General features: G+C 40.8%; 25 protein-coding genes. 7 read left to right on the forward strand and 18 right to left on the reverse strand.

Features of this window, described 5'->3' with window-relative positions; translation table 11 throughout:
• Nucleotides 1-34: 34 nt before the first annotated feature.
• From rpsQ to rpsJ, 11 genes are read right to left on the reverse strand one after another with little or no spacing between them, the layout of a single operon-like run.
• A complete protein-coding gene (gene rpsQ, locus H5079_RS11320) occupies nucleotides 35-292 on the reverse strand; it encodes a 30S ribosomal protein S17 (RefSeq protein WP_011326872.1) in 258 nt (85 codons plus the stop codon).
• Nucleotides 292-483: a 50S ribosomal protein L29 gene (rpmC, locus tag H5079_RS11325; protein WP_011326871.1), complete on the reverse strand. Its 192-nt coding sequence runs from the start codon at nucleotides 481-483 to the stop codon at nucleotides 292-294. Before rpmC ends, rpsQ begins: the two co-directional genes overlap by 1 nt.
• Nucleotides 483-896 (reverse strand): 50S ribosomal protein L16, encoded by a 414-nt coding sequence (rplP, locus tag H5079_RS11330; RefSeq protein WP_011326870.1) that lies wholly within the window; start codon nucleotides 894-896, stop codon nucleotides 483-485. Before rplP ends, rpmC begins: the two co-directional genes overlap by 1 nt.
• A gap of 12 nt (nucleotides 897-908) precedes the next feature.
• Entirely contained in the window at nucleotides 909-1,610 is a 702-nt protein-coding gene (rpsC, locus tag H5079_RS11335) for a 30S ribosomal protein S3 (RefSeq protein ID WP_011326869.1), read from the reverse strand.
• 12 nt (nucleotides 1,611-1,622) lie between these two features.
• A complete protein-coding gene (gene rplV, locus H5079_RS11340) occupies nucleotides 1,623-1,955 on the reverse strand; it encodes a 50S ribosomal protein L22 (protein ID WP_002957892.1) in 333 nt (110 codons plus the stop codon).
• 13 nt (nucleotides 1,956-1,968) lie between these two features.
• Nucleotides 1,969-2,247, reverse strand: a complete 279-nt coding sequence (rpsS, locus tag H5079_RS11345; RefSeq protein WP_010376377.1) for a 30S ribosomal protein S19 — start codon at nucleotides 2,245-2,247, stop codon at nucleotides 1,969-1,971.
• A gap of 16 nt (nucleotides 2,248-2,263) precedes the next feature.
• Nucleotides 2,264-3,088 carry a 50S ribosomal protein L2 gene (gene rplB, locus H5079_RS11350; protein WP_011326867.1) on the reverse strand — a complete coding sequence of 275 codons (825 nt, stop codon included), beginning with the start codon at nucleotides 3,086-3,088 and terminating at the stop codon, nucleotides 2,264-2,266.
• 15 nt (nucleotides 3,089-3,103) lie between these two features.
• The gene (gene rplW, locus H5079_RS11355; RefSeq protein ID WP_011326866.1) at nucleotides 3,104-3,406 is read right to left on the reverse strand and encodes a 50S ribosomal protein L23; all 303 of its coding nucleotides are present in this window, start codon (nucleotides 3,404-3,406) and stop codon (nucleotides 3,104-3,106) included.
• The gene (gene rplD, locus H5079_RS11360; protein WP_002957897.1) at nucleotides 3,403-4,008 is read right to left on the reverse strand and encodes a 50S ribosomal protein L4; all 606 of its coding nucleotides are present in this window, start codon (nucleotides 4,006-4,008) and stop codon (nucleotides 3,403-3,405) included. Before rplD ends, rplW begins: the two co-directional genes overlap by 4 nt.
• A 17-nt stretch (nucleotides 4,009-4,025) precedes the next feature.
• Nucleotides 4,026-4,661, reverse strand: a complete 636-nt coding sequence (rplC, locus tag H5079_RS11365) for a 50S ribosomal protein L3 (RefSeq protein WP_011326865.1) — start codon at nucleotides 4,659-4,661, stop codon at nucleotides 4,026-4,028.
• A 27-nt stretch (nucleotides 4,662-4,688) separates the two neighbouring features.
• On the reverse strand, nucleotides 4,689-5,000 hold the full coding sequence (rpsJ, locus tag H5079_RS11370) for a 30S ribosomal protein S10 (RefSeq protein WP_002957900.1): 312 nt from the start codon (nucleotides 4,998-5,000) through the stop codon (nucleotides 4,689-4,691).
• A gap of 438 nt (nucleotides 5,001-5,438) precedes the next feature.
• On the opposite strand from rpsJ, the gene plsB reads away from it, so the two are divergent.
• Entirely contained in the window at nucleotides 5,439-7,877 is a 2,439-nt protein-coding gene (gene plsB / locus H5079_RS11375; RefSeq protein ID WP_011326864.1) for a glycerol-3-phosphate 1-O-acyltransferase PlsB, read from the forward strand.
• A 103-nt stretch (nucleotides 7,878-7,980) separates the two neighbouring features.
• Here plsB and tesB read toward each other — a convergent pair whose 3' ends face one another.
• Nucleotides 7,981-8,838: an acyl-CoA thioesterase II gene (gene tesB, locus H5079_RS11380; protein ID WP_011326863.1), complete on the reverse strand. Its 858-nt coding sequence runs from the start codon at nucleotides 8,836-8,838 to the stop codon at nucleotides 7,981-7,983.
• A gap of 76 nt (nucleotides 8,839-8,914) precedes the next feature.
• Between tesB and H5079_RS11385 the strand changes: the two genes are divergently transcribed.
• The gene (locus H5079_RS11385) at nucleotides 8,915-9,376 is read left to right on the forward strand and encodes an EVE domain-containing protein (RefSeq protein WP_182684122.1); all 462 of its coding nucleotides are present in this window, start codon (nucleotides 8,915-8,917) and stop codon (nucleotides 9,374-9,376) included.
• 186 nt (nucleotides 9,377-9,562) lie between these two features.
• A complete protein-coding gene (locus H5079_RS11390) occupies nucleotides 9,563-10,594 on the forward strand; it encodes a hypothetical protein (RefSeq protein WP_011326861.1) in 1,032 nt (343 codons plus the stop codon).
• A 62-nt stretch (nucleotides 10,595-10,656) separates the two neighbouring features.
• On the opposite strand, the gene H5079_RS11395 is transcribed toward H5079_RS11390, so the two are convergent.
• Both H5079_RS11395 and H5079_RS11400 read right to left on the reverse strand, forming a co-directional pair.
• Nucleotides 10,657-10,860, reverse strand: coding sequence for a PLDc N-terminal domain-containing protein (locus H5079_RS11395; protein WP_011326860.1), 204 nt, complete (start codon nucleotides 10,858-10,860; stop codon nucleotides 10,657-10,659).
• Nucleotides 10,857-11,927 carry a potassium channel family protein gene (locus H5079_RS11400; RefSeq protein WP_179807379.1) on the reverse strand — a complete coding sequence of 357 codons (1,071 nt, stop codon included), beginning with the start codon at nucleotides 11,925-11,927 and terminating at the stop codon, nucleotides 10,857-10,859. Before H5079_RS11400 ends, H5079_RS11395 begins: the two co-directional genes overlap by 4 nt.
• Before the next feature lie 179 nt (nucleotides 11,928-12,106).
• Between H5079_RS11400 and H5079_RS11405 the strand changes: the two genes are divergently transcribed.
• The gene (locus tag H5079_RS11405; protein WP_182684123.1) at nucleotides 12,107-13,417 is read left to right on the forward strand and encodes a short-chain fatty acid transporter; all 1,311 of its coding nucleotides are present in this window, start codon (nucleotides 12,107-12,109) and stop codon (nucleotides 13,415-13,417) included.
• A gap of 58 nt (nucleotides 13,418-13,475) precedes the next feature.
• Here the strand turns inward: H5079_RS11405 and H5079_RS11410 are convergent, their stop codons facing one another.
• Complete coding sequence (locus tag H5079_RS11410; RefSeq protein ID WP_182684124.1) at nucleotides 13,476-14,492, reverse strand: metalloprotease; 1,017 nt, start codon at nucleotides 14,490-14,492, stop codon at nucleotides 13,476-13,478.
• Between the two features lie 176 nt (nucleotides 14,493-14,668).
• Here H5079_RS11410 and H5079_RS11415 point away from each other — a divergent pair, with 176 nt between their 5' ends.
• Nucleotides 14,669-15,898, forward strand: coding sequence for an EAL domain-containing protein (locus H5079_RS11415; protein ID WP_182684125.1), 1,230 nt, complete (start codon nucleotides 14,669-14,671; stop codon nucleotides 15,896-15,898).
• Nucleotides 15,899-15,911: 13 nt separating this feature from the next.
• On the opposite strand, the gene H5079_RS11420 is transcribed toward H5079_RS11415, so the two are convergent.
• Nucleotides 15,912-16,988, reverse strand: coding sequence for a hemolysin family protein (locus tag H5079_RS11420; RefSeq protein ID WP_011326855.1), 1,077 nt, complete (start codon nucleotides 16,986-16,988; stop codon nucleotides 15,912-15,914).
• Nucleotides 16,989-17,072: 84 nt separating this feature from the next.
• On the opposite strand from H5079_RS11420, the gene H5079_RS11425 reads away from it, so the two are divergent.
• Both H5079_RS11425 and H5079_RS11430 read left to right on the forward strand, forming a co-directional pair.
• Complete coding sequence (locus H5079_RS11425) at nucleotides 17,073-19,574, forward strand: S9 family peptidase (RefSeq protein WP_182684126.1); 2,502 nt, start codon at nucleotides 17,073-17,075, stop codon at nucleotides 19,572-19,574.
• A 229-nt stretch (nucleotides 19,575-19,803) separates the two neighbouring features.
• Nucleotides 19,804-20,523 carry a response regulator transcription factor gene (locus tag H5079_RS11430; protein WP_011326853.1) on the forward strand — a complete coding sequence of 240 codons (720 nt, stop codon included), beginning with the start codon at nucleotides 19,804-19,806 and terminating at the stop codon, nucleotides 20,521-20,523.
• On the opposite strand, the gene H5079_RS11435 is transcribed toward H5079_RS11430, so the two are convergent.
• Complete coding sequence (locus H5079_RS11435) at nucleotides 20,520-22,031, reverse strand: YifB family Mg chelatase-like AAA ATPase (RefSeq protein WP_182684127.1); 1,512 nt, start codon at nucleotides 22,029-22,031, stop codon at nucleotides 20,520-20,522. The two genes, H5079_RS11430 and H5079_RS11435, sit on opposite strands and share 4 nt — an antisense overlap.
• 33 nt (nucleotides 22,032-22,064) lie before the next feature.
• A complete protein-coding gene (locus tag H5079_RS11440) occupies nucleotides 22,065-22,679 on the reverse strand; it encodes a trimeric intracellular cation channel family protein (RefSeq protein ID WP_011326851.1) in 615 nt (204 codons plus the stop codon).
• Nucleotides 22,680-23,171 lie beyond the last annotated feature (492 nt).

The raw sequence follows: 23,171 nt of genomic DNA on the forward strand, positions 1-23,171 counted from the left end.
CCGGGGCTTTTTATAAAACAGACTTAATTAAAAATTAAGCTTGTTTTGGACGTTCAATAACTGCTACGAATGTCCAAGATTTACTCTTAGAAATTGGAGCACATTCACGGATAGTAACTACGTCACCAGCCTGAACTTCATTATTTTCGTCATGTACGTGTAGCTTAGTCGTGCGTCGAATGAATTTCCCATAAATTGGGTGCTTCACATAACGTGCGATAGCAATAGTGAAAGATTTTTCCATCTTGTCGCTAATTACACGGCCTTGAAGAGTACGAATTTTATCGCTCATTATTGACCTGCCTTCTGGTTAATAACTGTTTTTACACGCGCGATATCGCGGCGTACTGTTCTTAGCGTGTGTGTCTGAGCTAACTGACCAGTGCTTGCTTGCATGCGCATATTAAATTGCTCACGAAGAAGTCCTAGAAGTTCAGTATTAAGCTCTTCTACGCTTTTATCTTTTAGTTCGCTAGCTTTCATCACATTACCGTCCGAGTTACGAAAGTTGTTTTGAATGGCAATTTACGAGCAGCAAGGTCAAACGCTTCACGAGCAAGCTCTTCTGAAACACCTTCCATTTCGTAAAGTACTTTACCAGGCTGAATTTCAGCAACCCAATACTCAACAGAACCTTTACCTTTACCCATACGAACTTCAAGCGGTTTGTTCGTGATTGGCTTGTCTGGGAAAACACGGATCCAGATTTTACCTTGACGTTTCACGTGACGCGTCATGGCACGACGAGCTGCTTCGATTTGACGAGCAGTCATGCGGCCACGGCCAGTAGCTTTCAAACCGAAAGTACCGAAGCTTACTTTGTTACCGTTTTGCGCTAGACCACGGTTGCGACCTTTGTGCGTTTTACGGAATTTTGTACGTTTTGGCTGTAACATTACTCGCTACCTCTACTTAGCACTTTTTTTGGCTTTCTTTGGTGCGCGTTTAGCTGGCTTCTCTTGCTCTTGTACTAGTGGTAAACCACCAATAACTTCGCCTTTGAAGATCCAAACTTTAACACCAATGATACCATAAGTGGTTAAGGCCTCAGAAGTTGCGTAGTCGATATCAGCACGAAGAGTATGTAGAGGTACACGACCTTCACGATACCACTCTGTACGTGCGATTTCTGCGCCGCCAAGACGACCGCTAACTTCAACTTTAATCCCTTTAGAACCGATGCGCATTGCATTTTGTACCGAACGCTTCATAGCGCGACGGAACATAACACGACGCTCTAGTTGAGAGGCAATGCCGTCTGCTACTAGTTGTGCATCTAGTTCTGGTTTACGTACTTCAGAAATATTAATCTGAGCAGGTACACCAGCGATTTTAGTTACCGCTTGACGTAATTTTTCTACGTCTTCGCCTTTTTTACCGATAACAACACCCGGACGAGCCGTGTGGATTGTTACGCGGATTGATTTTGCTGGACGCTCAATAACGATTTTAGACACAGAAGCCGTTTTCAATTCCTTTGTAAGGAATGTACGTACTTTGTGATCGCCAAAAAGCTGTGCAGAGAAATCTTTTGAACTCGCGTACCAGGTAGAAACCCAAGGTTTAGATATACCTAGGCGAATACCAGTAGGATGAACTTTTTGTCCCATTACTTATATCTCCTAGCTATCTGAAACCATAACAGTGATATGGCTTGTACGCTTAAGGATGCGGTCTGCGCGTCCTTTAGCACGTGGCATAATACGTTTCATTGTAGGACCATCGTCCACAAAGATCGTTGTTATACGAAGCTCATCAATGTCAGCACCTTCGTTATGCTCTGCGTTAGCAATAGCAGACTCAAGTACTTTCTTTACTAATACAGCCGCTTTTTTCGGGCTGTACGCCAGGATTTCTAGTGCGCGATCAACCGGTAGTCCGCGGATCTGATCTGCAACTAGACGTGCTTTTTGCGCCGAACCAGAGGCGAATTTATGTTTAGCTAATGCTTGCATTTATCTTCCCCTCTTATCGTTTCTTCGCTTTCTTATCCGCAGCATGGCCACGGTAAGTGCGAGTTGGTGCAAATTCACCTAGTTTGTGACCGATCATTTCGTCTGTGATAAACACAGGAACGTGCTGACGACCATTATGGACAGCGATGGTCAATCCGATCATGTTAGGTATGATCATTGAACGACGGCTCCAAGTTTTAATTGGCTTCTTGTCTCCGCTTTCCAACGCTTTCTCTACCTTCTTCAGCAAGTGTAGGTCTATAAAAGGACCCTTCTTGAGAGAACGTGGCATGGCTATTCCTCAACTATTATTTAGTACGACGACGTACGATAAACTTATCAGTACGCTTGTTCTTACGTGTCTTAGCACCTTTAGTCGGCTTACCCCATGGAGACACAGGATGACGACCACCAGATGTACGACCTTCACCACCACCGTGTGGGTGATCTACCGGGTTCATGGCAACACCACGAACTGTCGGACGGATACCACGCCAGCGATTTGCACCTGCTTTACCAAGTGAACGAAGCATATGCTCAGCATTGCCTACTTCACCTAGAGTCGCACGACAATCAGCTTCAACTTTACGTACTTCGCCTGAACGAAGACGTAATGTTACATACTGACCATCACGAGCAAGGATTTGAACGTATGCACCAGCAGAACGTGCGATTTGAGCACCTTTACCTGGTTTTAATTCTACGTTGTGAACAGTCGAACCTACAGGCATATTACGCATTGGTAATGCATTACCAGGTTTGATTGGTGCATCAACACCAGACTGGATTGCATCGCCAGCTTTTAAGCCTTTTGGTGCGATAATGTAACGACGCTCACCGTCTGCATATAATACAAGAGCGATGTTTGCGCTACGATTTGGATCGTATTCTAAACGTTCAACAGTGGCTGGAATGCCATCTTTAGTACGTTTAAAATCGATTAAACGGTAATGTTGCTTATGACCACCACCGATATGACGAACCGTAATACGACCATTGTTATTACGACCACCTGATTTAGAGTTTTTCTCTAATAGTGGTGCGTACGGCTTACCCTTATGTAAATCAGAGTTAACCACTTTAACTAAGTGACGACGGCCCGCAGAAGTAGGCTTACACTTTTGAAGTGCCATAATTCTATCCCCTTATTACTCGGCGCCGCCGACAAAGTCTAGCTCGCTACCTTCTTTAAGAGTAACGTAAGCTTTTTTCCAGTCGTTACGACGACCGAAACGTGCGCCAGTACGTTTTGTTTTACCCTTAACGTTAAGTGTGCGAACACCCGTTACTTCTACTTCAAAAAGCTTCTCAACTGCTGCTTTAACTTCAGCTTTAGTTGAATCTTTTGCTACTTTAAAAACAATAGTATTGTTTTCTTCAGCAGCAATAGTGCTTTTTTCAGAGATATGTGGAGCAACGATCACTTTTAAAAGACGTTCTTCGCGAATCATGCTAGCGCCTCCTCAAGTTGCTTAACAGCAGCGGCTGTAATAAGTACCTTGTCGAAAGCAATTAAGCTTACAGGATCGATACCAGCTACATCACGCGTGTCAACCTTATAAAGGTTACGTGCCGATAAGAAAAGATTTTCATCTACTTCTTCAGTCACGATAAGAACATCTTTAAGCTCAAGTTCTTTAAGCTTAGCAACTAGTTCTTTAGTTTTTGGTGCTGCTAGAGCAAAACTTTCAACAACGATTAAACGCTCTTGACGAACTAATTCAGATAAGATGCTTTTAATCGCACCGCGGTACATTTTACGGTTTACTTTTTGGCTATGATCCTGTGGTTTAGCTGCAAAGCTAACGCCACCTGAACGCCAAATTGGGCTACGAATCGTACCAGCACGTGCTCGGCCAGTACCTTTTTGAGCCCATGGCTTTTTACCACCACCGCTTACTTCAGAACGTGTCTTCTGAGCACGAGTACCTTGACGAGCACCTGCTGCGTATGCAACAACTACTTGATGTACTAATGCTTCGTTAAACTCACGTCCAAAAGTAGCTTCAGAAACTTCAAGACCGCCAGAAGCGTCTTTAATTGCTAATTCCATCACTAAATCTCCAGGACTTATGCTTTAACAGCTGGTTTAACGATAACGTCACCGCCGATAGCGCCAGGTACTGCACCTTTAACTAAAAGCAAATTACGCTCAGCGTCAACGCGAACTAGTTCTAAGTTTTGAGTCGTTACACGCTCAGCACCCATATGACCGGCCATTTTCTTACCTTTAAACACCTTACCAGGTGATTGGTTTTGACCGATTGAACCAGGAGCACGGTGAGATAGAGAGTTACCATGTGTAGCGTCTTGCATGCTGAAATTCCAGCGCTTAACACCACCTTGGAAACCTTTACCTTTAGAAGTACCGGTTACGTCAACCTTGTTGATTTCGTTGAATAATTCAACAGTAAGCTCAGCGCCTACTTCAAAATCGCCTTCACCACCATTTAGGCGGAATTCCCACAGACCGCGACCCGCTTCAACACCAGCTTTAGCGAAATGACCCGCTGAAGCTTTGTTTACACGACTTGCTTTTTTAGTGCCTGCGGTTACTTGAAGCGCGTTATAACCGTCTGTTGCTTCAGATTTAATCTGAGCAATGCGGTTAGGTGTCGCTTCAATAACTGTCACAGGGATAGATACACCATCTTCAGTGAAGATTCGTGTCATACCCACTTTACGACCGACTAGACCTAATGCCATTTTCCTAAAACCTCTCTAATCTTCCGATTAACCCAGGCTGATTTGAACATCTACACCAGCAGCAAGATCTAAACGCATAAGAGCGTCAACAGTCTTGTCAGTTGGTTCAACGATGTCGATCAGACGTTTATGGGTGCGGATCTCGTACTGATCACGCGCGTCTTTATTAACGTGCGGTGATGTTAGTACAGTAAAACGTTCAAAGCGTGTAGGTAGTGGAATTGGTCCACGTACTTGTGCGCCAGTGCGTTTCGCAGTTTCCACGATTTCCGCCGTTGATTGGTCAATCAAACGGTGGTCAAAAGCTTTTAGGCGAATACGAATGCGTTGATTTGACATTCTTAACCTCAATATAAAGAGCATTTAAAAGAGCATAAAAAAACGACCGAAACAATCTTAAATATTAAGATGTCGGTTGTTAGATTATATCTACGTTGAGTTCCAAATCGGAACTCCTGTTTATTAGCTAGAAATCCTAGCTTAATTTATCCTTCCAAGTTCCCTTGGGAATTTTGAAAGCCTGCGTATTATAATTACATTGGTGATAAATGCAACAGCTAATTAGTAAATAATTACAGCCTGCTGGTTGCTCAAATATACTGCAACCTATTATAGAGCAGCTACAATCAAGTGTAATGCATATATATTAAGCCATAACGTACTGACTAATCGGCAACGCAAATTAAAGGCTTTTTTAGATCTTATGTTATCATATGCGCCAATTTTGCTTTTATATACCCAAATTATATGGGTAATTACTCTCTATATGGTGAGTCGATGCGTATTGTAAATTATTGCTTAAATGTTTTATCAGCTGGAGTAAGCCGCTTACTTGTAAGAAGTAAGGTACTGCCAGAAAAGCCGACTGAACAATATGAATTAAACTCTAAAAACCCTACCTTTTATATTGTGCGCCTAAACTCTCGCTTTGACTTAGCGGCGCTTGCTCGGGTATGTAAACGCCATGGATTACCCGATCCTAGAGAACAACAAGTATTAGGCACACAACGCTTAGACCGCTTTATAGGGATTGAAAACCCACCTCCATTAATTGGTGACATAGCAAAGCCAACTAATGCACTAGCGCAAGGCAAACAAATTATTGATCACTTATTAAGTAGTGGTCAAAAAGATGTACAGGTTATTCCTGTTACTATTTTATGGGGCCGAGCGCCCGGCAAAGAAAAGCCCGGACTTAGCACGCTCATAACACACTCATTAACACCAAGTTGGTTTAGAAAGTTATTTGTGGTGTTGTTTTCTGGCCGAGATAACTTTATCCGCTTTAGCCAACCACTCGACTTATCACTTTTAGTAGACGAAAAAGCGGACGTTAACGAGCTTCCACAAAAACTATTAAGAGTAGCCCGCGTGCACTTTCGCCGCCAAAAACTTGCCGCAACAGGCCCTAAAATGCCATCGCGCGAGCAGCTATTTAACTCATTATTAGCCTCTCCAACAATAAAAAAAGCCATACAAGACGAAGCAAAAGCTAAAAATATTAGCCAAGCGCAAGCACGTCAAAATGCGGTTAAGTTACTTAATGAAATAGCGGCTAACTATTCAGAGGCAATGATACGCGTAGCTGAGCGCTTTTTAACTTGGCTGTGGAATAAGCTATATAACGGTATAGATATAAAATACACAGAGCAAATTCATGAGCTGACTAATAAAGGCCACGAAATTATTTATATGCCGTGCCATCGCAGCCATATGGATTACTTACTACTTACTTATGCTATTTATCATCAAGGTTTAGTACCACCACATATAGCCGCGGGTATTAACCTTAACTTTTTTCCGGCAGGCGGGATCTTTCGCCGCTCGGGTGCGTTTTTTATTCGCCGTTCATTTGCCGGTAATAAGCTCTACTCTGCAGTATTTAAAGAATATTTAAGCCAGTTATTTATTAAAGGTTACTCTGTTAAATTTTATACCGAGGGCGGGCGTAGCCGCACCGGGCGTTTGTTACCACCTAAAACGGGTATGTTAGCAATGACCATGCAAGCTATGCTGCGTGGTATTGACCGCCCTATTTCTATTGTGCCGGTATATATTGGTTACGAGCACGTTATGGAAATTAACACGTACCTTAAAGAACTCGCTGGAAATGATAAAAAAGGTGAGTCTATCTTTGGAATTTTTAAAGCGATTAAAAATCTTAAAAACTATGGTCGAGGTTATTTAAACTTTGGTGACCCTATTTCTATAAACCAATACTTAAACGACAACCAACCCAATTGGCGTGACGACATACACCCTACCGATGTACAAAAACCACAATGGTTAGGCCCACAAGTAGCAAACCTAGCCGACCAAGTTATGGTTAAAATTAACAATGCAGCGGCACTTAATGCAGTTAATTTATTAGCGATGATTTTACTGGTAAACGACAAGCATGCACTGAGTAAGCCAAAACTTTTAGCGCAACTTGATTTTTACTTACGCTTACAACGCGACGCCAGCTACAGTAATAAAGTAACAGCTCCAGAGGAAACGCCAGAGCAACTGTTAACGCATGCATTAAAGCTTAATAAGTTTGATGTGATAAGTGATGAATTTGGCGAAATTATCGCGATTAACGATAAAGAAAAAACACTCTTTAATTATTATCGTAATAATATTTTACATCTTTTTGCCGTACCAAGTTTAATTGCACTGCATTTGTTTAGAGAAAAAACCACAACAGTTTCAAAGTGTCAGCAGCTAGTTGCTGCGTTTTATCCGCTATTTGCTAAAGAATGGTATTTACGAGAGCTAGATGAGGACTACATTACGCGTATTTTAGCTAATTTTGTAGATCAAAACTTAATAGAACTTGATGGCGATAACATTCATATAACCAATACCAACGACTGTTTGGCTAAATTGGATATGTTAGGTAAAGCACTAAACTTTACGTTGCAGCGTTATGCCATTGTGATTGGCTTTATACAAACTAGCAACGGCATTGAAAAAGCAGAGTTAGAGCGAGAAAGCCAAGTGCTAGCACAACGCTTAGGTACTTTGCATGGGATTAAAACCCCAGAGTTTTTTGATAAAAAGGTGCTGGTCAGCTTTATTGATAATTTACGCGCACAGTCTTTAATTACCGATGGTGATGCGGGCTTAATAGGCAGCGTGCAATTATGTGAAACTTATATGCATCTTAAAGCATTATTGCCAGCACGTGTTTGGCAGTCAATTAGCGATATAGTACAAGGTCAGTGTAAATAAAGCCTTAGTTTTGAGTGAGTGCAACGCCGCTTACTTACTTGTTTAAATGTAGGTGCCGTACAATTTATATGGCACCTACTACCCTTTGTTACTAGTGCGTAAGTTAGCGCTGACGCATAACCCCTTCTTGCATTGTTGAGGCAATTAAGTTGCCTTGGCGGTCAAAAAATTGCCCTCTTACTAACCCTCGACCAGAACTTGCACTTGGGCTGTCAACTGAGTATAAAATCCAATCATCCATTCTAAATGGTCGATGAAACCACATTGCATGGTCAATCGTGGCAACTTGCATATTAGGTTGCATAAAAGACACACCATGCGGCTGCAAAGCAGTTGGTAAAAATTCAAAATCAGACGCGTACGCTAATAAGTAATTATGAATACGTTGATCGTCTGGCATTTCACCGTTAGCTTTAAACCAAATGTGCTTAACTGGCTCCATTGCTTCAGGTTTAAATGGGTTATGAAAGGTCACCGGACGTATTTCTATTGGCATTTCACTAATAAATTGATTGCGTATAGCTGCGGGTATTTGCTCGGCGTTTTCTTTATAAAACTCTAACGATGAACGCAGCTCTTCGGGTAAAGGTACGTCAGGCATAGTCGCCTGATGCGATAATCCTTCTTCAGCTCCTTGAAAAGACGCTGTCATGTAAAAAATAGGCTTACCGTACTGAATAGCACTAACCCGACGAGTGCTAAAGCTTTTACCATCGCGAATAGCTTCTACATCATACACAATAGGCTTCGTGGCATCGCCTGGGCGTAAAAAGTAAGAGTGGAGTGAATGTACAATACGCCCCTCTGGTAGCGTTTCTTTTGCAGCAGATAGCGCTTGGCCCATAACTTGGCCGCCAAATACAGCACCAAAACCTAAATCTTGGCTTTGCCCTCGATACAAACCTTGCTCAATTTCTTCAAGTGTTAACAACGACAATAAATCATCTAATACTTGGCTCATTATTACTTCCTCAATTCTCTAATACCCAAATGATACTATACAATAGAGGGATGTAAATCATTCTACGAGTCCTGATATGGCGTATTGGCTATTTAAAACTGAACCCGATGCATTTTCGATTGACGATCTTAAAAATGCACAAAATCAAACCACACTTTGGGAAGGGGTACGTAATTACCAAGCACGTAACTTTATGCGCGACGAGGTAAAAGTAGGTGACCTCGTAATGATTTACCATTCTAGCTGCAAGCTCGTAGGCGTAGTAGGTATTGCTGTAGTAACAAAAGCAGCTTACCCAGATCCAACTCAGTTTGATTTAAGTAGTGATTATTATGATGCTAAAGCCACCAGCGACAATCCTCGCTGGGTAGTAGTAGAAGTAACTTATCAATCTCATTTAGACTCTCTGGTTAGCTTAAAAGAAATAAAAGCTAACCCTCGCATCACCGACATAGCGCTTAAAAAAGGCGGGCGATTGTCAATAATGCCCGTAACCAAAAGTGATTGGCAAATAATCACCCACATGGCTGAGGAGTAAAATATTTTACTATTTAACCTGAGCCTAGTTATTTAAAAAGCGGTAAATTTAGTTACCGGCTAATTTATAAGTAAAGCAATCCTCTATGCAACAGGTATAACTCTCTGACACTAATACAAAAGTACGTTTGTTTTTCTTATCTATGGTAATTTGCTATAATTCGCCGCTTGTTTTTGTGGAGGAAAAATGAAGTTACTGTATTGGTTAGATGAGTGGTTAACCCTTTCGTGTGATGAGCAGCAAGCCAAACTGCCAATGTCTGGGGGAGATTTACTTGGCGATGTATATGTTAAGTACGACTTTATTGATATTAATAAGCCTCTACTATTTACCTTTTCGCCTGCTGGTACTGATGTGCAGGAGCAAGACCTTCACGCAGACTTCGCGCCCTGGGGTTATCACCTGGCACAAAAACAAAACGTAAATGTGATTGCCTTTCAGCATTTGGGTAAGAGCAACTGGTTTCGTAACCGCAATTTAATTTTTTTTCTGGAACAATTATCCCCACTGCTTACATCTTTTAAGACTCGATTAGGTTATGGCTTAAGCCGTGGCGGCTTTGCGGTTGGTGCTTTTGCAAAATTATTAAAGCTAGATCAGGTATTGCTTTTTCACCCTGTTAGCACTAAAAATAAAAGCTTAGTGCCATGGGACGACCGCTCTAGCACAGATATAGCTCAGCAATATGATTGGGAAGGCAGTTATGCCGATTTAGATTTAGGCAACGCCCAAGGCTATATTATTTACGACCCCACTAATCGTATTGATCGACTACATGCCAAGCGCTATAAGCAACTTAACCATTTACGGGTATTTGGTATGGGTCACGGCACTCACGCCACTTACTTAAACAAGTTTGGTTTTTATAAGCAAGTAGCTGTGGACTTTATGCGCCATCAACAAATTGATATTGCGCAGTTTCGCCTGCAAACTAAAACCTTACGCTTTAAAGAGGACTATTACAAAAGGCTCAATAAAGCGAATAAAAAATCGGCGCATCGCCTAGAATTACTAAGTACTGCACATAATATTTTGATAGACGAAAAAACAGCTCACGTACAGGAGCATCAAGCTAGCATTGATATTCAGCCACTTATTGATGTAGCGCTTAAACATCAAGAGCAGCACCCCGATGATGCCATCCAATTACTCGAAGTCGCCAAGCAATTAGCGCCAAACGACCCTCTTGTGAAGCACAAACTGAAAGAGCTTGAATAGTACTAAAATTTAAACTAGCGGCCTGCAATACCACTACTTCCTATTGCCCAAAAGCCTTATATTTAAGGCTTTTTATTTTGCCTTTTTTTACGCCCATGTTTAGGCACTATGGCTAAATACATAATAAGCCCTAACCACGAAAAAAATACAATGCCAATTAACCAAGCATTTTTTTCGTGGCCTTGAGTACGCTTACTATTGAGTACAATAACCACAGGTAAAATATAGGCAATTAAAAGAATGATTAAAAATATAACTTCGTTCATGCTTTTGCCAAAGCCGGCCAGTCAACCTCACGACTTAATACTCGCTCTACTGCTATGTAGTGCAAAATGTCGCCGGCGCTAATTTTATAATCAAGTGGCGGATTTAAATCCATATTTTGTGCACTTAAATTGTGTGCCACACCAAGTAAAATAGCATCATGCTGATGTTTAAAATGATGAAACAACGTACCAAACTCCATCTCTTTGCTTTGCTCTGGAATGGCTAAGCTAAACTGCGTATCGCCATGTAAAATTGATAGGAGCTCTTCGTGCACTCGGCTCGAACCTGGATCTTGCATTGAACGTACGAGTATTTCTGCCGATTTAACACTGCTGCATTCTACATTTTGGCAATGCTCTAATAGCATATCTACTTTTGTTTCATCTAAAAAATGCGCGCTTATATGGCAATCATCTTTAACTAAACGGCTAATACGCAATGCGGTAGTAAAGGTTTGATCGTCGTCTTGGCCGTCAATAATCACTTTATCGGCGTAGCTTATAGCGACACGTTTTAGCTCCTCTAAATCGGTAAAGCTACTTAACCGCACAAAGTCGACACTTTCGTTACTTAAAAATGGGTGCTCCATTTGCTCAGTTACTGCAAGTAAAATACGCCGTTCGGTACGTTTAGTGTCGGCCAGAATGTAATCAATCATTTTTTTAGTACGGGTATCGTGCCAACCAAAAATAATAATATGGTTGCTACTGTGAGCAAAGTTTTTATCACCAGTCATAGCGCGCCTAATTAAGTAAGTTATTGTTTGCCCTGTTTTGCCTAACAGAACGCCAAATAAAGCTAAACCAAAAGGTATTTGTATTAAAGCCACCACCCAACGCCCTAAATCTGTGGTTGGGCTAAAATCGCCATACCCTACGGTTGAAGTGGTTACCGTGTAATAATAAAAAAAGGTTGTTAGGGAGGTGAGTGCTTGCTCATTTGCTATATATAACAATCCCCATGTTAAAAGCATATGAGTCAAAATAGCCAGTGCCACTGCTTGCCAACTCAACTGATCTATATGAGCCCGTACAAGTAACACTAGCCTTTTAAATATCACCGGCATAATACAAAGTCTTAGTTAGTAAATTATCTATAAACAACACGTTACTTTATGCTATTGGTTTAAGCAATATTTTCACTATTCTCATTTAAACATAACGCCCATAAGACTAAATGCGGTTTGCCAATTAATGTTTTTCGTGATTAATTACCCTGCAAATAATACTAACAACAGCCCTAGTTATGCTTAATAAAATAGCCACTCCCTTTACCAAGCTCGTTGAGCGCTACCTGCCTGATCCCTTTATATTTGTAATACTGCTAAGTGTTATTACCTTAGTTATCGCTAGCGTGTTTACTCCAGCAACTGGTATTGAAGTACTGCAAGCGTGGGGCGATGGTTTTTGGAACTTACTTAGCTTTGCAATGCAAATGCTGCTGGTGTTAATTACCGGCTATATGTTGGCAAGCACTCCACCTATTAGTAAGTTACTAGAAAAGCTCGCCACCTTTGCTAACACTGCACCAAAAGCAATTATATTAGTAACGCTTATTTCACTACTCGCTAGTTGGCTTAACTGGGGGTTTGGCTTAGTTATTGGCGCGTTATTTGCCAAAGCCATTGCTAAACACACCCGAGTTGATTACCGCTTATTAGTTGCCAGCGCCTACTCAGGTTTTGTAGTGTGGCATGGCGGGTTAGCAGGCTCAATTCCACTGACGATAGCCACCGAAGGGCACTTTTTGCAATCAAGCATGGGGATTATTAGCACTGAGCAAACGCTATTTGCGGGCTTTAATATTGCCATACTAGTAGGGTTATTTATTATTATGCCGCTAGTTAACCGTTACATGCTACCAAGCGCCGAGGAAAGTGTTTACATAGACCCCGCACTATTAAAAAGTACCTCCCCTGCAATAATTAATATTACCAGGCCAGCCCAACACTTAGAGCAAAGTAAATTGCTTGGTATTACAATTGGATTACTGGGGTTAATTTATTTAGGTTATTACTTTTTAGTTGCCGGTGGCGGCTTAAACTTAAATAGCGTAATTGCGTTGTTTTTGTTTTTAGCTATAACCTTACATCAAACACCGCATAACTTACTCAATAGCTTACAGCAGGCAATTCCTAGTGGCGCAGGTATTGTTATTCAATTTCCGTTTTATGCCGGCATTATGGCGGTAATGGTTGATAGTGGCCTAGCACAGCAAATATCAAGCGGTTTTATTGCCATAGCAGATGCAGACAGTTTGCCATTTTTTAGTTTTATAAGTGCCGGGTTAGTTAATATGTTTGTGCCCTCGGGCGGCGGACAATGGGCGGTACAAGCGCCAATTGTAATACCCGCAGCGCAAGCGCTTGGCGCCGACATCTCACGAGTTGCAATGGCAGTAGCCTGGGGCGATGCGTGGACTAATTTAATTCAACCTTTTTGGGCATTACCAGTACTTGCTATAGCAGGCCTAAAAGCCAAAGACATTATGGGCTTTTGCGTAGTGCAGCTATTTGTAACTGGGGTATTTATATCCTTAATGTTGAGCTTTTATTAACTGTATAAAAATAATGTATTAAGCAGGACTGCAATTACAGCCCTGCTTTTAAATACGATTAGCTCGATAATATTTTCATTGGCAAGCTTAAAATGGGGTTTTCTGAGTCTGCAAAATGCATCATTACGGCTACATGCCCGGCAACCACCAGCGCATACATCACCGCTGAAAAACCTTGGCCATACTTATCAAGTGGCATTAAATGTGAAGTGTGTCTGCCGCGCCATTCAAATACAATTTCCAGCGCACCAATAAACAAAAAGAACACCAACAACATTAAACCAAAGGTGTAACTGAGCCATAAACCAAACAGTACTCCCAATAAACACACACTTAAACCGACCCATGAGCGCATAGAAAAGCTAATACTTTTTAATACATGGCCACCATCAAGCGGTAAAATAGGCAGTAAATTAAATAAGTTAAGTAAAGCGCTAAGCACAGCAACACCGGCAAATATTTCCATTTCGGTAGCGTAGTACAACACTAAACTTAATACTGACGTTATAAGCCCAAACGCGGGGCCCATTAAAGAAATCACTACATCTTGCCAACGCGTGGTAATTTTATCATCACTTACTGCAAGCCCGCCTACAAACGGAATTAAATAAATGCCTTTGGTTTTAATGCCAAAATATTGCATGGCACGCACATGGCCGTATTCATGCACCACTAAGCAAGCAATAAGCATAAGTGCAAACTCAATACTGAATAACCAGGCATAACCGGCAACTGACGCTCCCGCTAACACTACCTTAATTACTTTGGCACTTTTAAATAGCTTAAAACCAAGGGCGGCCAATCCAAGCCAGCCTTTTTTAGTTTCACCACCAGTAGCTGCAGGTAAAGCAAGTTGCGTAGCAAACTCATCGTTTACAAACAACGAAATACTCTGCTCATTTACCAATGAGCTATCAATACCTATTAGTTTGTTATCAAAAGTAAATTGATAATAGTTGTCGCGGGGGTTATCAAAAGTAATAGCTTGTTGACTATGAAATATCTGCACAACTTTTTGCCCAGAAACCATAAGTGTAAAGGGCTGATCGGCTAACTTAAGTTCTATTCTTATCATAATTAAAACCGTTTAAAACAATAGCGCTAGTATACCGACTCAGCTAAAAAACACGAGCGAGCATGATTAATAACAACTTTTTATTAGCCGGCTAATATACACATTAAAAGAATGACAAACACATGAGAATCTACTACTTTTATAGTAATACACACTATGCATTGAAAGGGATAACAGTGAAAAAAGTAGTGCCTAATATTCTGGTCGTTGATGACTCAAAAGCTATTTTAATTGTAATGGAAGCAATCCTCGCTGAGTTAGATATGTCGGATACCATAACCACTTGCCTAAGTACTACAAAAGCGCTAGAAAAAGTTAAACGTGACATAAACTATTTTGATGCCATTTTTACCGATTTAAACATGCCTGAAATGGATGGCATGGAGCTAATACGCCATTTAGGAGAGCTAAATTACCAAGGCGCCATTATTATTATTTCTGAAATGGAGCATAAGGTAATTAGTTTAGCTGCCAACTTAGCCAAGCAGCATAATGCTCACCTTATCGGTAATATTTCTAAGCCCGTACAATTAACTCAAGTAGGCTCCTTGTTAAATAAAGTTGCCTATTTAAATAGCCACACTTTAATAAAAGAACCTGCTATTTCAAAAACAGAGCTTATTAACGCATTAAAAAATGACGAAATAACGCCGTTTTATCAACCTAAAATATGTATTAATACCAGTAAAATAAAAAGTGCTGAAGTATTAGCGCGTATTGTGTCAAATACCGACGGTAGTATAATTTTACCAGCTCGTTTTATTAGCCTTGCTGAGCAACATGATCTAATTAATGAAATTACATTTGCGCTCTTTGAAAAAGCCACCAGTGATTTCGAAAATATAAAAGAGCAGCTAGGACAAAATTTAAAACTGGCATTTAACTTATCCCCCATGCAGTTAAACGATCTTAGCTGCCCAAATAAGCTATTGCTTATATTAAAACTTAACCAGCTTAAACCTAGTGATATTATTATTGAGATAACCGAACAACATGCGCTTTCAAGCCTAAGCCAATTAGAAACATTAAACCGCTTAAGAATGCATGGTTTTGGTTTATCGCTTGACGATTTTGGCGTTGGCTTTACTAACATGAGCCAGCTTAAAAACTTGCCCTTTACCGAAATAAAAATAGACCGCACACTTATTAGTAATATAGAAACAGATCAGTTTTCTCAAGTTGTTGTAAGCTCCCTCATCGACATTACCAATCAAGAGCATTTAGAACTAGTAGCAGAAGGGGTTGAGCGCCCCGAAGAGCTTGCCTATTTAAGGCATTACAAAACTCGCTTAGCAATACAGGGATTTTTATTTAGTCGTCCTAAATCTAAGAGTGAATTTATAGACTGGGCACAATATTGGATTAAAGTGACAGGAAATACCATTAACTATAAACCCCCAAGCTAATAAGGAGACCTCTTTAGTTGTCTCCTCTAGGGTGTTTATCCTCTTCAGTGACTAAGTTTTTACTATTTGCCAAACGTTTATGCCAACGCTGCTTCGCAACCGCACGCATATTAGTGGACTGATCGCGCTCATCTACAATTTCTAAACCCATTAGTGCTTCAATCATGTCCTCAAGCGTAACAATACCCTGTACGTCGCCATACTCATCAACCACTAAACAAATATGCGTGCGGTCTGTTAATAAGGTTTGTAACAACGACGACGCATTTTGCGAACTAGGAACCGTATAGATTGGCTTTACTAGTTTACTAATTTTGTAATCGCTACCTAAGCGATGACATGCCAACATAATATCGTTTTTATGCACAAAGCCGATAATATCGTCAGTGTCTTTATCAAACACTAATATTCGAGAAAACGACGACGAACCATGCAGGTTCAAGTATTCGTTTACGGTTAAGTCTTTATGAACTTTAAAAATAACTGTACGTGGGGTCATCAAATCGCATAATTTGGCATGTCTAAAATGCAATAAGTTACGAATTATTTCAGACTCATCTTGGTGCAGCGCTCCCGACTCAGTGCCTATATCGGCCATGGCTTCTATTTCTTGGCGAATATAATAGGCTTGGTCGTGCTTTGGTCCCATTAAATTTGTCAGCTTTTGTGCAAGCCATACAAAAGGTTTAAGCAATATAACTAAAAAACGTAAACCGTAAGTCACACTTGGGGTAAGTACTCGCCAATAGTTTGCCCCTAACGTTTTAGGTATGATTTCAGAAAACACCAGCACAAATAAAGTCATCACTGCAGAGGCAACCCCTACTGCTGCATCCGAAAATACAATAGCTGCTTGCGCCCCAACTCCAGCGGCTCCGGCGGTATGCGCCACCGTATTAAGCGTTAAAATAGCCGCTAATGGCTGATCAATATTATTTTTTAGCTTTTCGAGCTGCTTAGCTAATACAGGCTGCTTTTTACGCAGTAATGCAACATAACTAGGTGAAATGCTTAACAGCACGGCTTCCATTACTGAGCATAAAAATGAAATAACAATGGCAACGACCATATAAACTATCAGTAATGTCATTTGCTCTCCGCTTAGTTGAATATATGGGCATGATAACAATACATGCTATATTTGGCCAAAGACTCAATAATAATAGGTATAATAATGAAACTTAACGCACTTTGGCGTCATAGCAATAAACTATTTAAACACTCCTTTGCCCTTTTTACTCTTAGCAGCTTAAGTTTTGCCGCGTTTGCAGCGCCGCTTGATAAATCTAAAATTCAATTTATTGGTCCACTGGCTGAAAACATGCAATTAAAGCCTTTTCAAACGGCCCAAAGCGATAGCATAATTAGTAACTTATTACCCCAGCTACAACTCCCCGTAGCTAACTTTTCGGTGTTTGACAAAAAACACAGCTGGCAGCCATTTAATAAAATAAATGCACTCACTTTAGGCGGCTTACAGGCACTTAAGTTTAATATAGAAACCACGCGTTTTAGCCAAGGTACGTTAACCTTAAAAGGCATTGAACAAGGGCAATTGTTTATAAATGGCGAATTGCAAAAGGCAGACAACAGCAGCTACAAACTCGCCTTAAATAATGGTAGTCATACTGCTATTATTGTTGCGCAACAAGTTGCAAATTGGCACGATGTAATACTCGACTTTGCACCAAAAACACCGAGCGATAATATTACCCTTAGTACTTCACAAACTAAGCGTTTATCGGCAAAACAATTATTTGATGCTCCCACTATTAGCGGCTTATCATTAGCGCCAAACTCAGAGCACTATATTACGACAACGCGCCGCTTTAATGATAAAACACTAAATCAAGCAAACAATGTAACTGAACTTAAAAACACCGACAATCAAACACTGTATCGCTTTGAGGCAGAACAACCAAGCAACCTTATTTGGAGCCCAGACAACCGCTTTTTAGTGTATTTACTAAATGGTGAATTAAAACAACTTAACCGTAAAAATTTATCAATAAAAACCCTCTCTACTCGCTTAGAAGGCGCTAGCGGTTTTACCTTTTATAACGAGCACAGTGTAATATTTAGTTGGTCTAACCCTGCATCTGACAAGGGTAATGACAAACTCACGAAGCATTATAAAGGGTTACAAGATCGCTGGTCATACGCACGTTCAGTAAGCCAAGTTTATATGCTTGATACGCAAAGTGGTTTAATAAAAACACTTAGCCAAGGGCCACTTTCGCATAGCTTTGAAGACTTTAACAATAAGCGCGGTAAACTATTAATGAGCCGCCCTGTAGTCGCTATGCAAACGTCAACTCACCCAGAAACAGAACTAGTAGAGCTTGATTTAAAATCAAATAAGCTTACTTCTTTGGGTAAATTTAAAACTTTTAATCAGGCCAAGTACGCCAATAAGGACGTGTATGTTGTTGCAGGTCCCGACTTTAAAAATGGGGCAGGTAGAGCATTGCCAAAAGAAATGCTAGCGAATAACTACGACGGTCAACTTTACCTGCTTACAGACGGCGGAAAAAACGTTAAAGCACTCAGTAAACAGTTTGATCCAGCAATTGGAAGACTGAGTGTTTTAAACAATGGCGACGCATTGCTAAAGGTTACTGAGCACGACACCCAACCGCTCTACCTATTTGATTTAAGTAAGCAGCGCTTTAAAAAATTAAATACCGGTTTAGATATTGTTGAGCAGTTTAGCTACTCAAACGAGCGCAACATTGAAATATTACTCAGTGGCACCACGGCTTCTAGTCCACAACAATTAAAGCGATTTAATATAAGTAAAAACACCGCTAAAATAGTCTGGGATTCAAAGCCACTTAGCTATGCAAATACACAAATTCCAACTCTCGAAGAATTTAATTTCACTAATAAAAATGGCGTTGAAATTTCAGGGCGTGTTTATATCCCAAATAACCTTGATAAAACTAAAAAACACCCAGCGCTGGTTTATTACTATGGCGGCACATCGCCAGTGACACGAGGCTTTACTGGACGTTATCCGTTTAATTTATGGGCGGCAAACGGGTATGTGGTTTATGTAATACAGCCAACAGGCGCTACCGGCTTTGGGCAAAAGTTTTCGGCGCAGCACGTTAATGCGTGGGGCAACTACACCAGCGACGATATAATTGCAGGCACGCAGGCATTTTTAAATAAATACAACTATGTAGATAGCGAAAAGGTAGGCAACCTAGGTGCCTCTTACGGTGGTTTTATGACTATGCATTTAGCAACTAAAACCGACTTATTTAGCGCATCGATTTCTCATGCTGGTATTTCTAACCTCACATCTTACTGGGGTGAAGGATGGTGGGGCTACTTATATTCTGGCGAAGCGTCTAAAAACAGCTTTCCGTGGAATAACCCCGAGCTTTATAGTAAACATAGCCCGGTATTTAATGCCGATAAAGTAACCACGCCTATGCTACTCATTCATGGTGACAGTGATACTAACGTACCCGTTGGCGAAAGCTTAACTATGTACACTGCACTTAAATTACTTAATAAAGATGTAGAGTTAATAGAATACAAAGGTGCGAACCATCAAATTATTGCCCGCGACAAACGTTTTGATTGGTGGAATACCATGCTAGCTTATTTTGATAAAAAACTTAAAAATGAGCCACAATGGTGGGATTATCTTTACCCTAACGACTAGTCGCTAAATTGTTTTTAATAATTAAGTGAACTGAGATTAAGATATTTATTCTGAGTACAGCAGGCTAAATAGCACCTTTAATAAAACCCTAAAGGTGCTAAATTTTCTAAACTGTAAACTTATTAACTACTTTTGAAACATTAGCTTACTTAAAAACAATAAACGCCCTTCTCAGCCTTTACTTAATGGTGCTACCATAGAAAACTATAAGCATTAACAATAAAGTATTATGACTATTCATGTTTTATTGGTTGAGGACGACGAATTACTCGTTAAACGCATCCAAAATCATTTTACAAATACCGAGTTTACAATAGAAGTTGACCCTACTGGCGCCGATGCACTGAGCACTATAAGGTCGCGAGTTAATTTGCGCGGTGCTTTTTCATTAGCCATTATTGATATTGTTTTACCAAAGCGCGACGGCTTACAACTTGCAAAAGAGCTAAATACCCTTACCGATATTGGCGTAATTTTATTATCGAGCCGTGATTCACAGGCCGATCGCATTGCTGGCCTTGCCCAAGGCGCAGACGACTACATATGCAAACCCGTAGACTTACTTGAACTAGAGCTGCGCATGCGTGCTTTATATAAACGCATTGCACACTTAAATTCAGACAATGATAAAAACGATGATAACGGCGAAGAGTTTATAGAATATGCCGACTTTAAATTACACCCCGACAACCGCACACTAATTACAGCTACAGGTGCTGAATCGCGCTTAACCGAAGCGGAACATAAAGTACTTATTTGTTTAATTGGTAACGCAGGTAAAGCAACTTCTCGTGAAAAAATATCTGAAGAAATAGGCCAGCCTGATTGGAGCCCAAACGATCGTACTGTTGATGTGTTAATTGGCCGTTTGCGTAAAAAATTAAATGATGAAAAAGATCAAAAGCGCATTGTTACCGTACGCGGTAAAGGTTATATGCTCTCTATTTAGTACTTAGTTAATTGCGCTAGTAAGCGCTCAAAGGCGCGGTAGTTAAGTGCTTCTTTTAGCTCATCTAAGCTAATACGCTCCGCCCCTTTTAAATCACTAATAGTACGCGCTACTTTAATTATTCTATGGTATGAGCGTGGCGATAATGCCAGTTTTTCACTCGCTCTGGCTAAAAACTGCAACTCAGTGGAAGCGAGATCACAATGTATACTCATTTCTTTATTGTTTAACCGCGCATTCACTTTACCTTGGCGTTTTAGCTGCAAATAATAAGCAGCCTCTACTCGCGCTCTTACTACTGCACTGGTTTCTTCGGGTTTGCTACTTTGTAACTCAACACTCGTTAGCCTTGGTAATTCAATTTGTAAGTCAATACGGTCAATAAACGGCCCCGAAACACGCGACAAATAACGCATTACTTGATCAGGCGTTGCCCGCTTATCATTATGGCAACCTGTAGGGCTGGGGTTTAGCGCCGTAATAAGCTGAAACTGCGCCGGAAACTCCATTTGCCTTGCCGCACGCGAAATAGTGACAGTACCAGTTTCCATAGGTTCACGCAGCGAATCGAGCACTTTACGTTCGAATTCTGGCAACTCATCTAAAAAAAGCACGCCATTATGCGCCAATGAAATTTCACCCGGTTTAGGGTTTGACGAGCCACCGACTAATGCAACGGCAGAGCAGGTATGGTGAGGATTGCGAAATGGCCGTTGTCGCCAATTAGTTAAATCAATCGACTGGCCAATAATAGAATAAAGCGCCGCAGTAGCAATTGCTTCATCATCTGACATGGTTGGCATAATGGTTGCCATACGTTGAGCCAGCATTGACTTACCCGTACCAGGGGGTCCTAAAAATAGTAAGTTATGGCCTCCTGCAGCGGCAATTTCGAGTACTCGCTTTGCCCCAGGCTGGCCTTTCACATCACTTAAATCAAGCAAAAAATCAGGAGCTTGCGTACAATCTGGGTATTGTATATTTAACGGCAGTGGTTGCTGATTAAGTAAATCGCCCCACACTTCTGCAATAGAGCTTACGGCTTTGCGTTTAACCCCGTTAACTAAACTGGCTAAGCTATCATTTGCCAGTGGTAAAAAACAGCAACGGTCCTGCTCTTTAGCAGCAAGCACCGAGGGCAAAATAGCATTTACACCACGTATCTCACCGTTAAGTGCCAGCTCCCCATAAAATTCATATTTATGAATGTCAGAGCACACTATTTGCCCTGAGGCGACTAAAATACCTACAGCAATAGCAAGATCGAATCGGCCACCGTCTTTTGGTAAATCGGCAGGGGCTAAATTAACAGTAATACGTTGATCGGGAAAACCAAACTTAGAATTTTCAAGTGCGCTACGCACTCTGTCTTTAGATTCTTTAACCGAAGCCTCGGGCAAACCGACAATATGAAAAGCAGGCAAACCATTACCTAAATGCACCTCAACAATCACTTCGGGGGCATTTATGCCCACCTGAGCACGAGAATATATGCGAGCTAACGACATTCCCTATCCTAATAAATACCCTTTAGCTTTAGTTTAGTCGGGATATTTAAAAACGTGTAATACAATACCCCATTTTATGGCTGCAAAACGCAGTAATAGAGTCATCAACATACTCAAAATCATCGCAACTTCAACGATAAGCGAAAAGTTAATACACAAGGTGTACACTATTCCCCCTGCTATACAGGTGGTTGCATAAAGCTCGCCCTTTAACAGCATGGGGATCTCTCGGGCAAGTACATCACGAATTAGGCCACCAAAACATCCAGTAATAACCCCCATAATCACTGCTGTCATATCTGGCATACCGGCAAGCAATGCTTTTTGTGTGCCCATCACGGCAAAAAAAGCTAAACCAAACGCATCGGCAATTTGTAAGTTATAGTGGGGTATGGTTCTTTGCTTATTTATTAGTCGCGTTGTTAGTAATATTGCAGCTAAAATTGCAGCAAAATAACTTTGGTCGTGCAGCCAAAATACCGGAACATTTAATATCACATCGCGAACAGTTCCTCCGCCGATAGCGGTTACGGTAGCAAGTACAACAACACCAAAGCCATCCATCTTCTTTTCATACGCTACCAAGGTGCCCGATATGGCAAATACTGCAACACCTATTAGATCAAACCAGTGGTAAAGTTCTGTCATGCCTACTCTTGCTAAAATATTTACGTTATTGCTACATAAGCTACGCTAAGTTTAAAAAAATAACTACTTTTAGCACTAATTAAGCTGCTAAGTTCCTTTTATATTCAAAACTAACCTATAAACCCTATGAGTTAAATTAACCTTTATAGCCGTTTATTACTCCTTCCTGATTAGCCAATTGAACATGGTAAACAGTAAAGCGACGGCTTTTGGGTTGTAAGTCATTCGCCAAATTTTAGACATAAAAAAACACTCTTTAAGAGTGTCTGTTTATTCTTATTTATTTCAGTGGTTGCGGGAGCCAGGGTTTATGAAGAGCGAACGCATCACGCAGTGACGACGACCTTCGGGTTATGAGTCACTCACTAAATTTTAGACATAAAAAAACACTCTTTAAGAGTGTCTGTTTATTCTTATTTATTTCAGTGGTTGCGGGAGCCAGGGTTTATGAAGAGCGAACGCATCACGCAGTGACGACGACCTTCGGGTTAT

Source organism: Pseudoalteromonas sp. SG44-5 (assembly GCF_014164175.1).
GTDB lineage: Bacteria > Pseudomonadota > Gammaproteobacteria > Enterobacterales > Alteromonadaceae > Pseudoalteromonas > Pseudoalteromonas nigrifaciens.

Bases quoted from the DNA above. Each gene is read 5' to 3' on its own strand.
- rpsJ (WP_002957900.1), bottom strand. From the start codon at position 5,000: ATGTCAAATCAACGCATTCGTATTCGCCTAAAAGCTTTTGACCACCGT.
- H5079_RS11410 (WP_182684124.1), bottom strand. From the start codon at position 14,492: ATGATAAGAATAGAACTTAAGTTAGCCGATCAGCCCTTTACACTTATG.
- rpsC (WP_011326869.1), bottom strand. From the start codon at position 1,610: ATGGGACAAAAAGTTCATCCTACTGGTATTCGCCTAGGTATATCTAAA.
- H5079_RS11425 (WP_182684126.1), top strand. From the start codon at position 17,073: ATGAAACTTAACGCACTTTGGCGTCATAGCAATAAACTATTTAAACAC.
- rplB (WP_011326867.1), bottom strand. From the start codon at position 3,088: ATGGCACTTCAAAAGTGTAAGCCTACTTCTGCGGGCCGTCGTCACTTA.
- rpsS (WP_010376377.1), bottom strand. From the start codon at position 2,247: ATGCCACGTTCTCTCAAGAAGGGTCCTTTTATAGACCTACACTTGCTG.
- rpsQ (WP_011326872.1), bottom strand. From the start codon at position 292: ATGAGCGATAAAATTCGTACTCTTCAAGGCCGTGTAATTAGCGACAAG.
- rplV (WP_002957892.1), bottom strand. From the start codon at position 1,955: ATGCAAGCATTAGCTAAACATAAATTCGCCTCTGGTTCGGCGCAAAAA.
- rplW (WP_011326866.1), bottom strand. From the start codon at position 3,406: ATGATTCGCGAAGAACGTCTTTTAAAAGTGATCGTTGCTCCACATATC.
- H5079_RS11400 (WP_179807379.1), bottom strand. From the start codon at position 11,927: ATGCCGGTGATATTTAAAAGGCTAGTGTTACTTGTACGGGCTCATATA.
- H5079_RS11385 (WP_182684122.1), top strand. From the start codon at position 8,915: ATGGCGTATTGGCTATTTAAAACTGAACCCGATGCATTTTCGATTGAC.
- H5079_RS11430 (WP_011326853.1), top strand. From the start codon at position 19,804: ATGACTATTCATGTTTTATTGGTTGAGGACGACGAATTACTCGTTAAA.
- H5079_RS11390 (WP_011326861.1), top strand. From the start codon at position 9,563: ATGAAGTTACTGTATTGGTTAGATGAGTGGTTAACCCTTTCGTGTGAT.
- rplP (WP_011326870.1), bottom strand. From the start codon at position 896: ATGTTACAGCCAAAACGTACAAAATTCCGTAAAACGCACAAAGGTCGC.
- H5079_RS11420 (WP_011326855.1), bottom strand. From the start codon at position 16,988: ATGACATTACTGATAGTTTATATGGTCGTTGCCATTGTTATTTCATTT.
- H5079_RS11440 (WP_011326851.1), bottom strand. From the start codon at position 22,679: ATGACAGAACTTTACCACTGGTTTGATCTAATAGGTGTTGCAGTATTT.
- rpmC (WP_011326871.1), bottom strand. From the start codon at position 483: ATGAAAGCTAGCGAACTAAAAGATAAAAGCGTAGAAGAGCTTAATACT.
- rplD (WP_002957897.1), bottom strand. From the start codon at position 4,008: ATGGAATTAGCAATTAAAGACGCTTCTGGCGGTCTTGAAGTTTCTGAA.
- plsB (WP_011326864.1), top strand. From the start codon at position 5,439: ATGCGTATTGTAAATTATTGCTTAAATGTTTTATCAGCTGGAGTAAGC.
- H5079_RS11405 (WP_182684123.1), top strand. From the start codon at position 12,107: ATGCTTAATAAAATAGCCACTCCCTTTACCAAGCTCGTTGAGCGCTAC.
- H5079_RS11435 (WP_182684127.1), bottom strand. From the start codon at position 22,031: ATGTCGTTAGCTCGCATATATTCTCGTGCTCAGGTGGGCATAAATGCC.
- rplC (WP_011326865.1), bottom strand. From the start codon at position 4,661: ATGGCATTAGGTCTAGTCGGTCGTAAAGTGGGTATGACACGAATCTTC.
- H5079_RS11395 (WP_011326860.1), bottom strand. From the start codon at position 10,860: ATGAACGAAGTTATATTTTTAATCATTCTTTTAATTGCCTATATTTTA.
- tesB (WP_011326863.1), bottom strand. From the start codon at position 8,838: ATGAGCCAAGTATTAGATGATTTATTGTCGTTGTTAACACTTGAAGAA.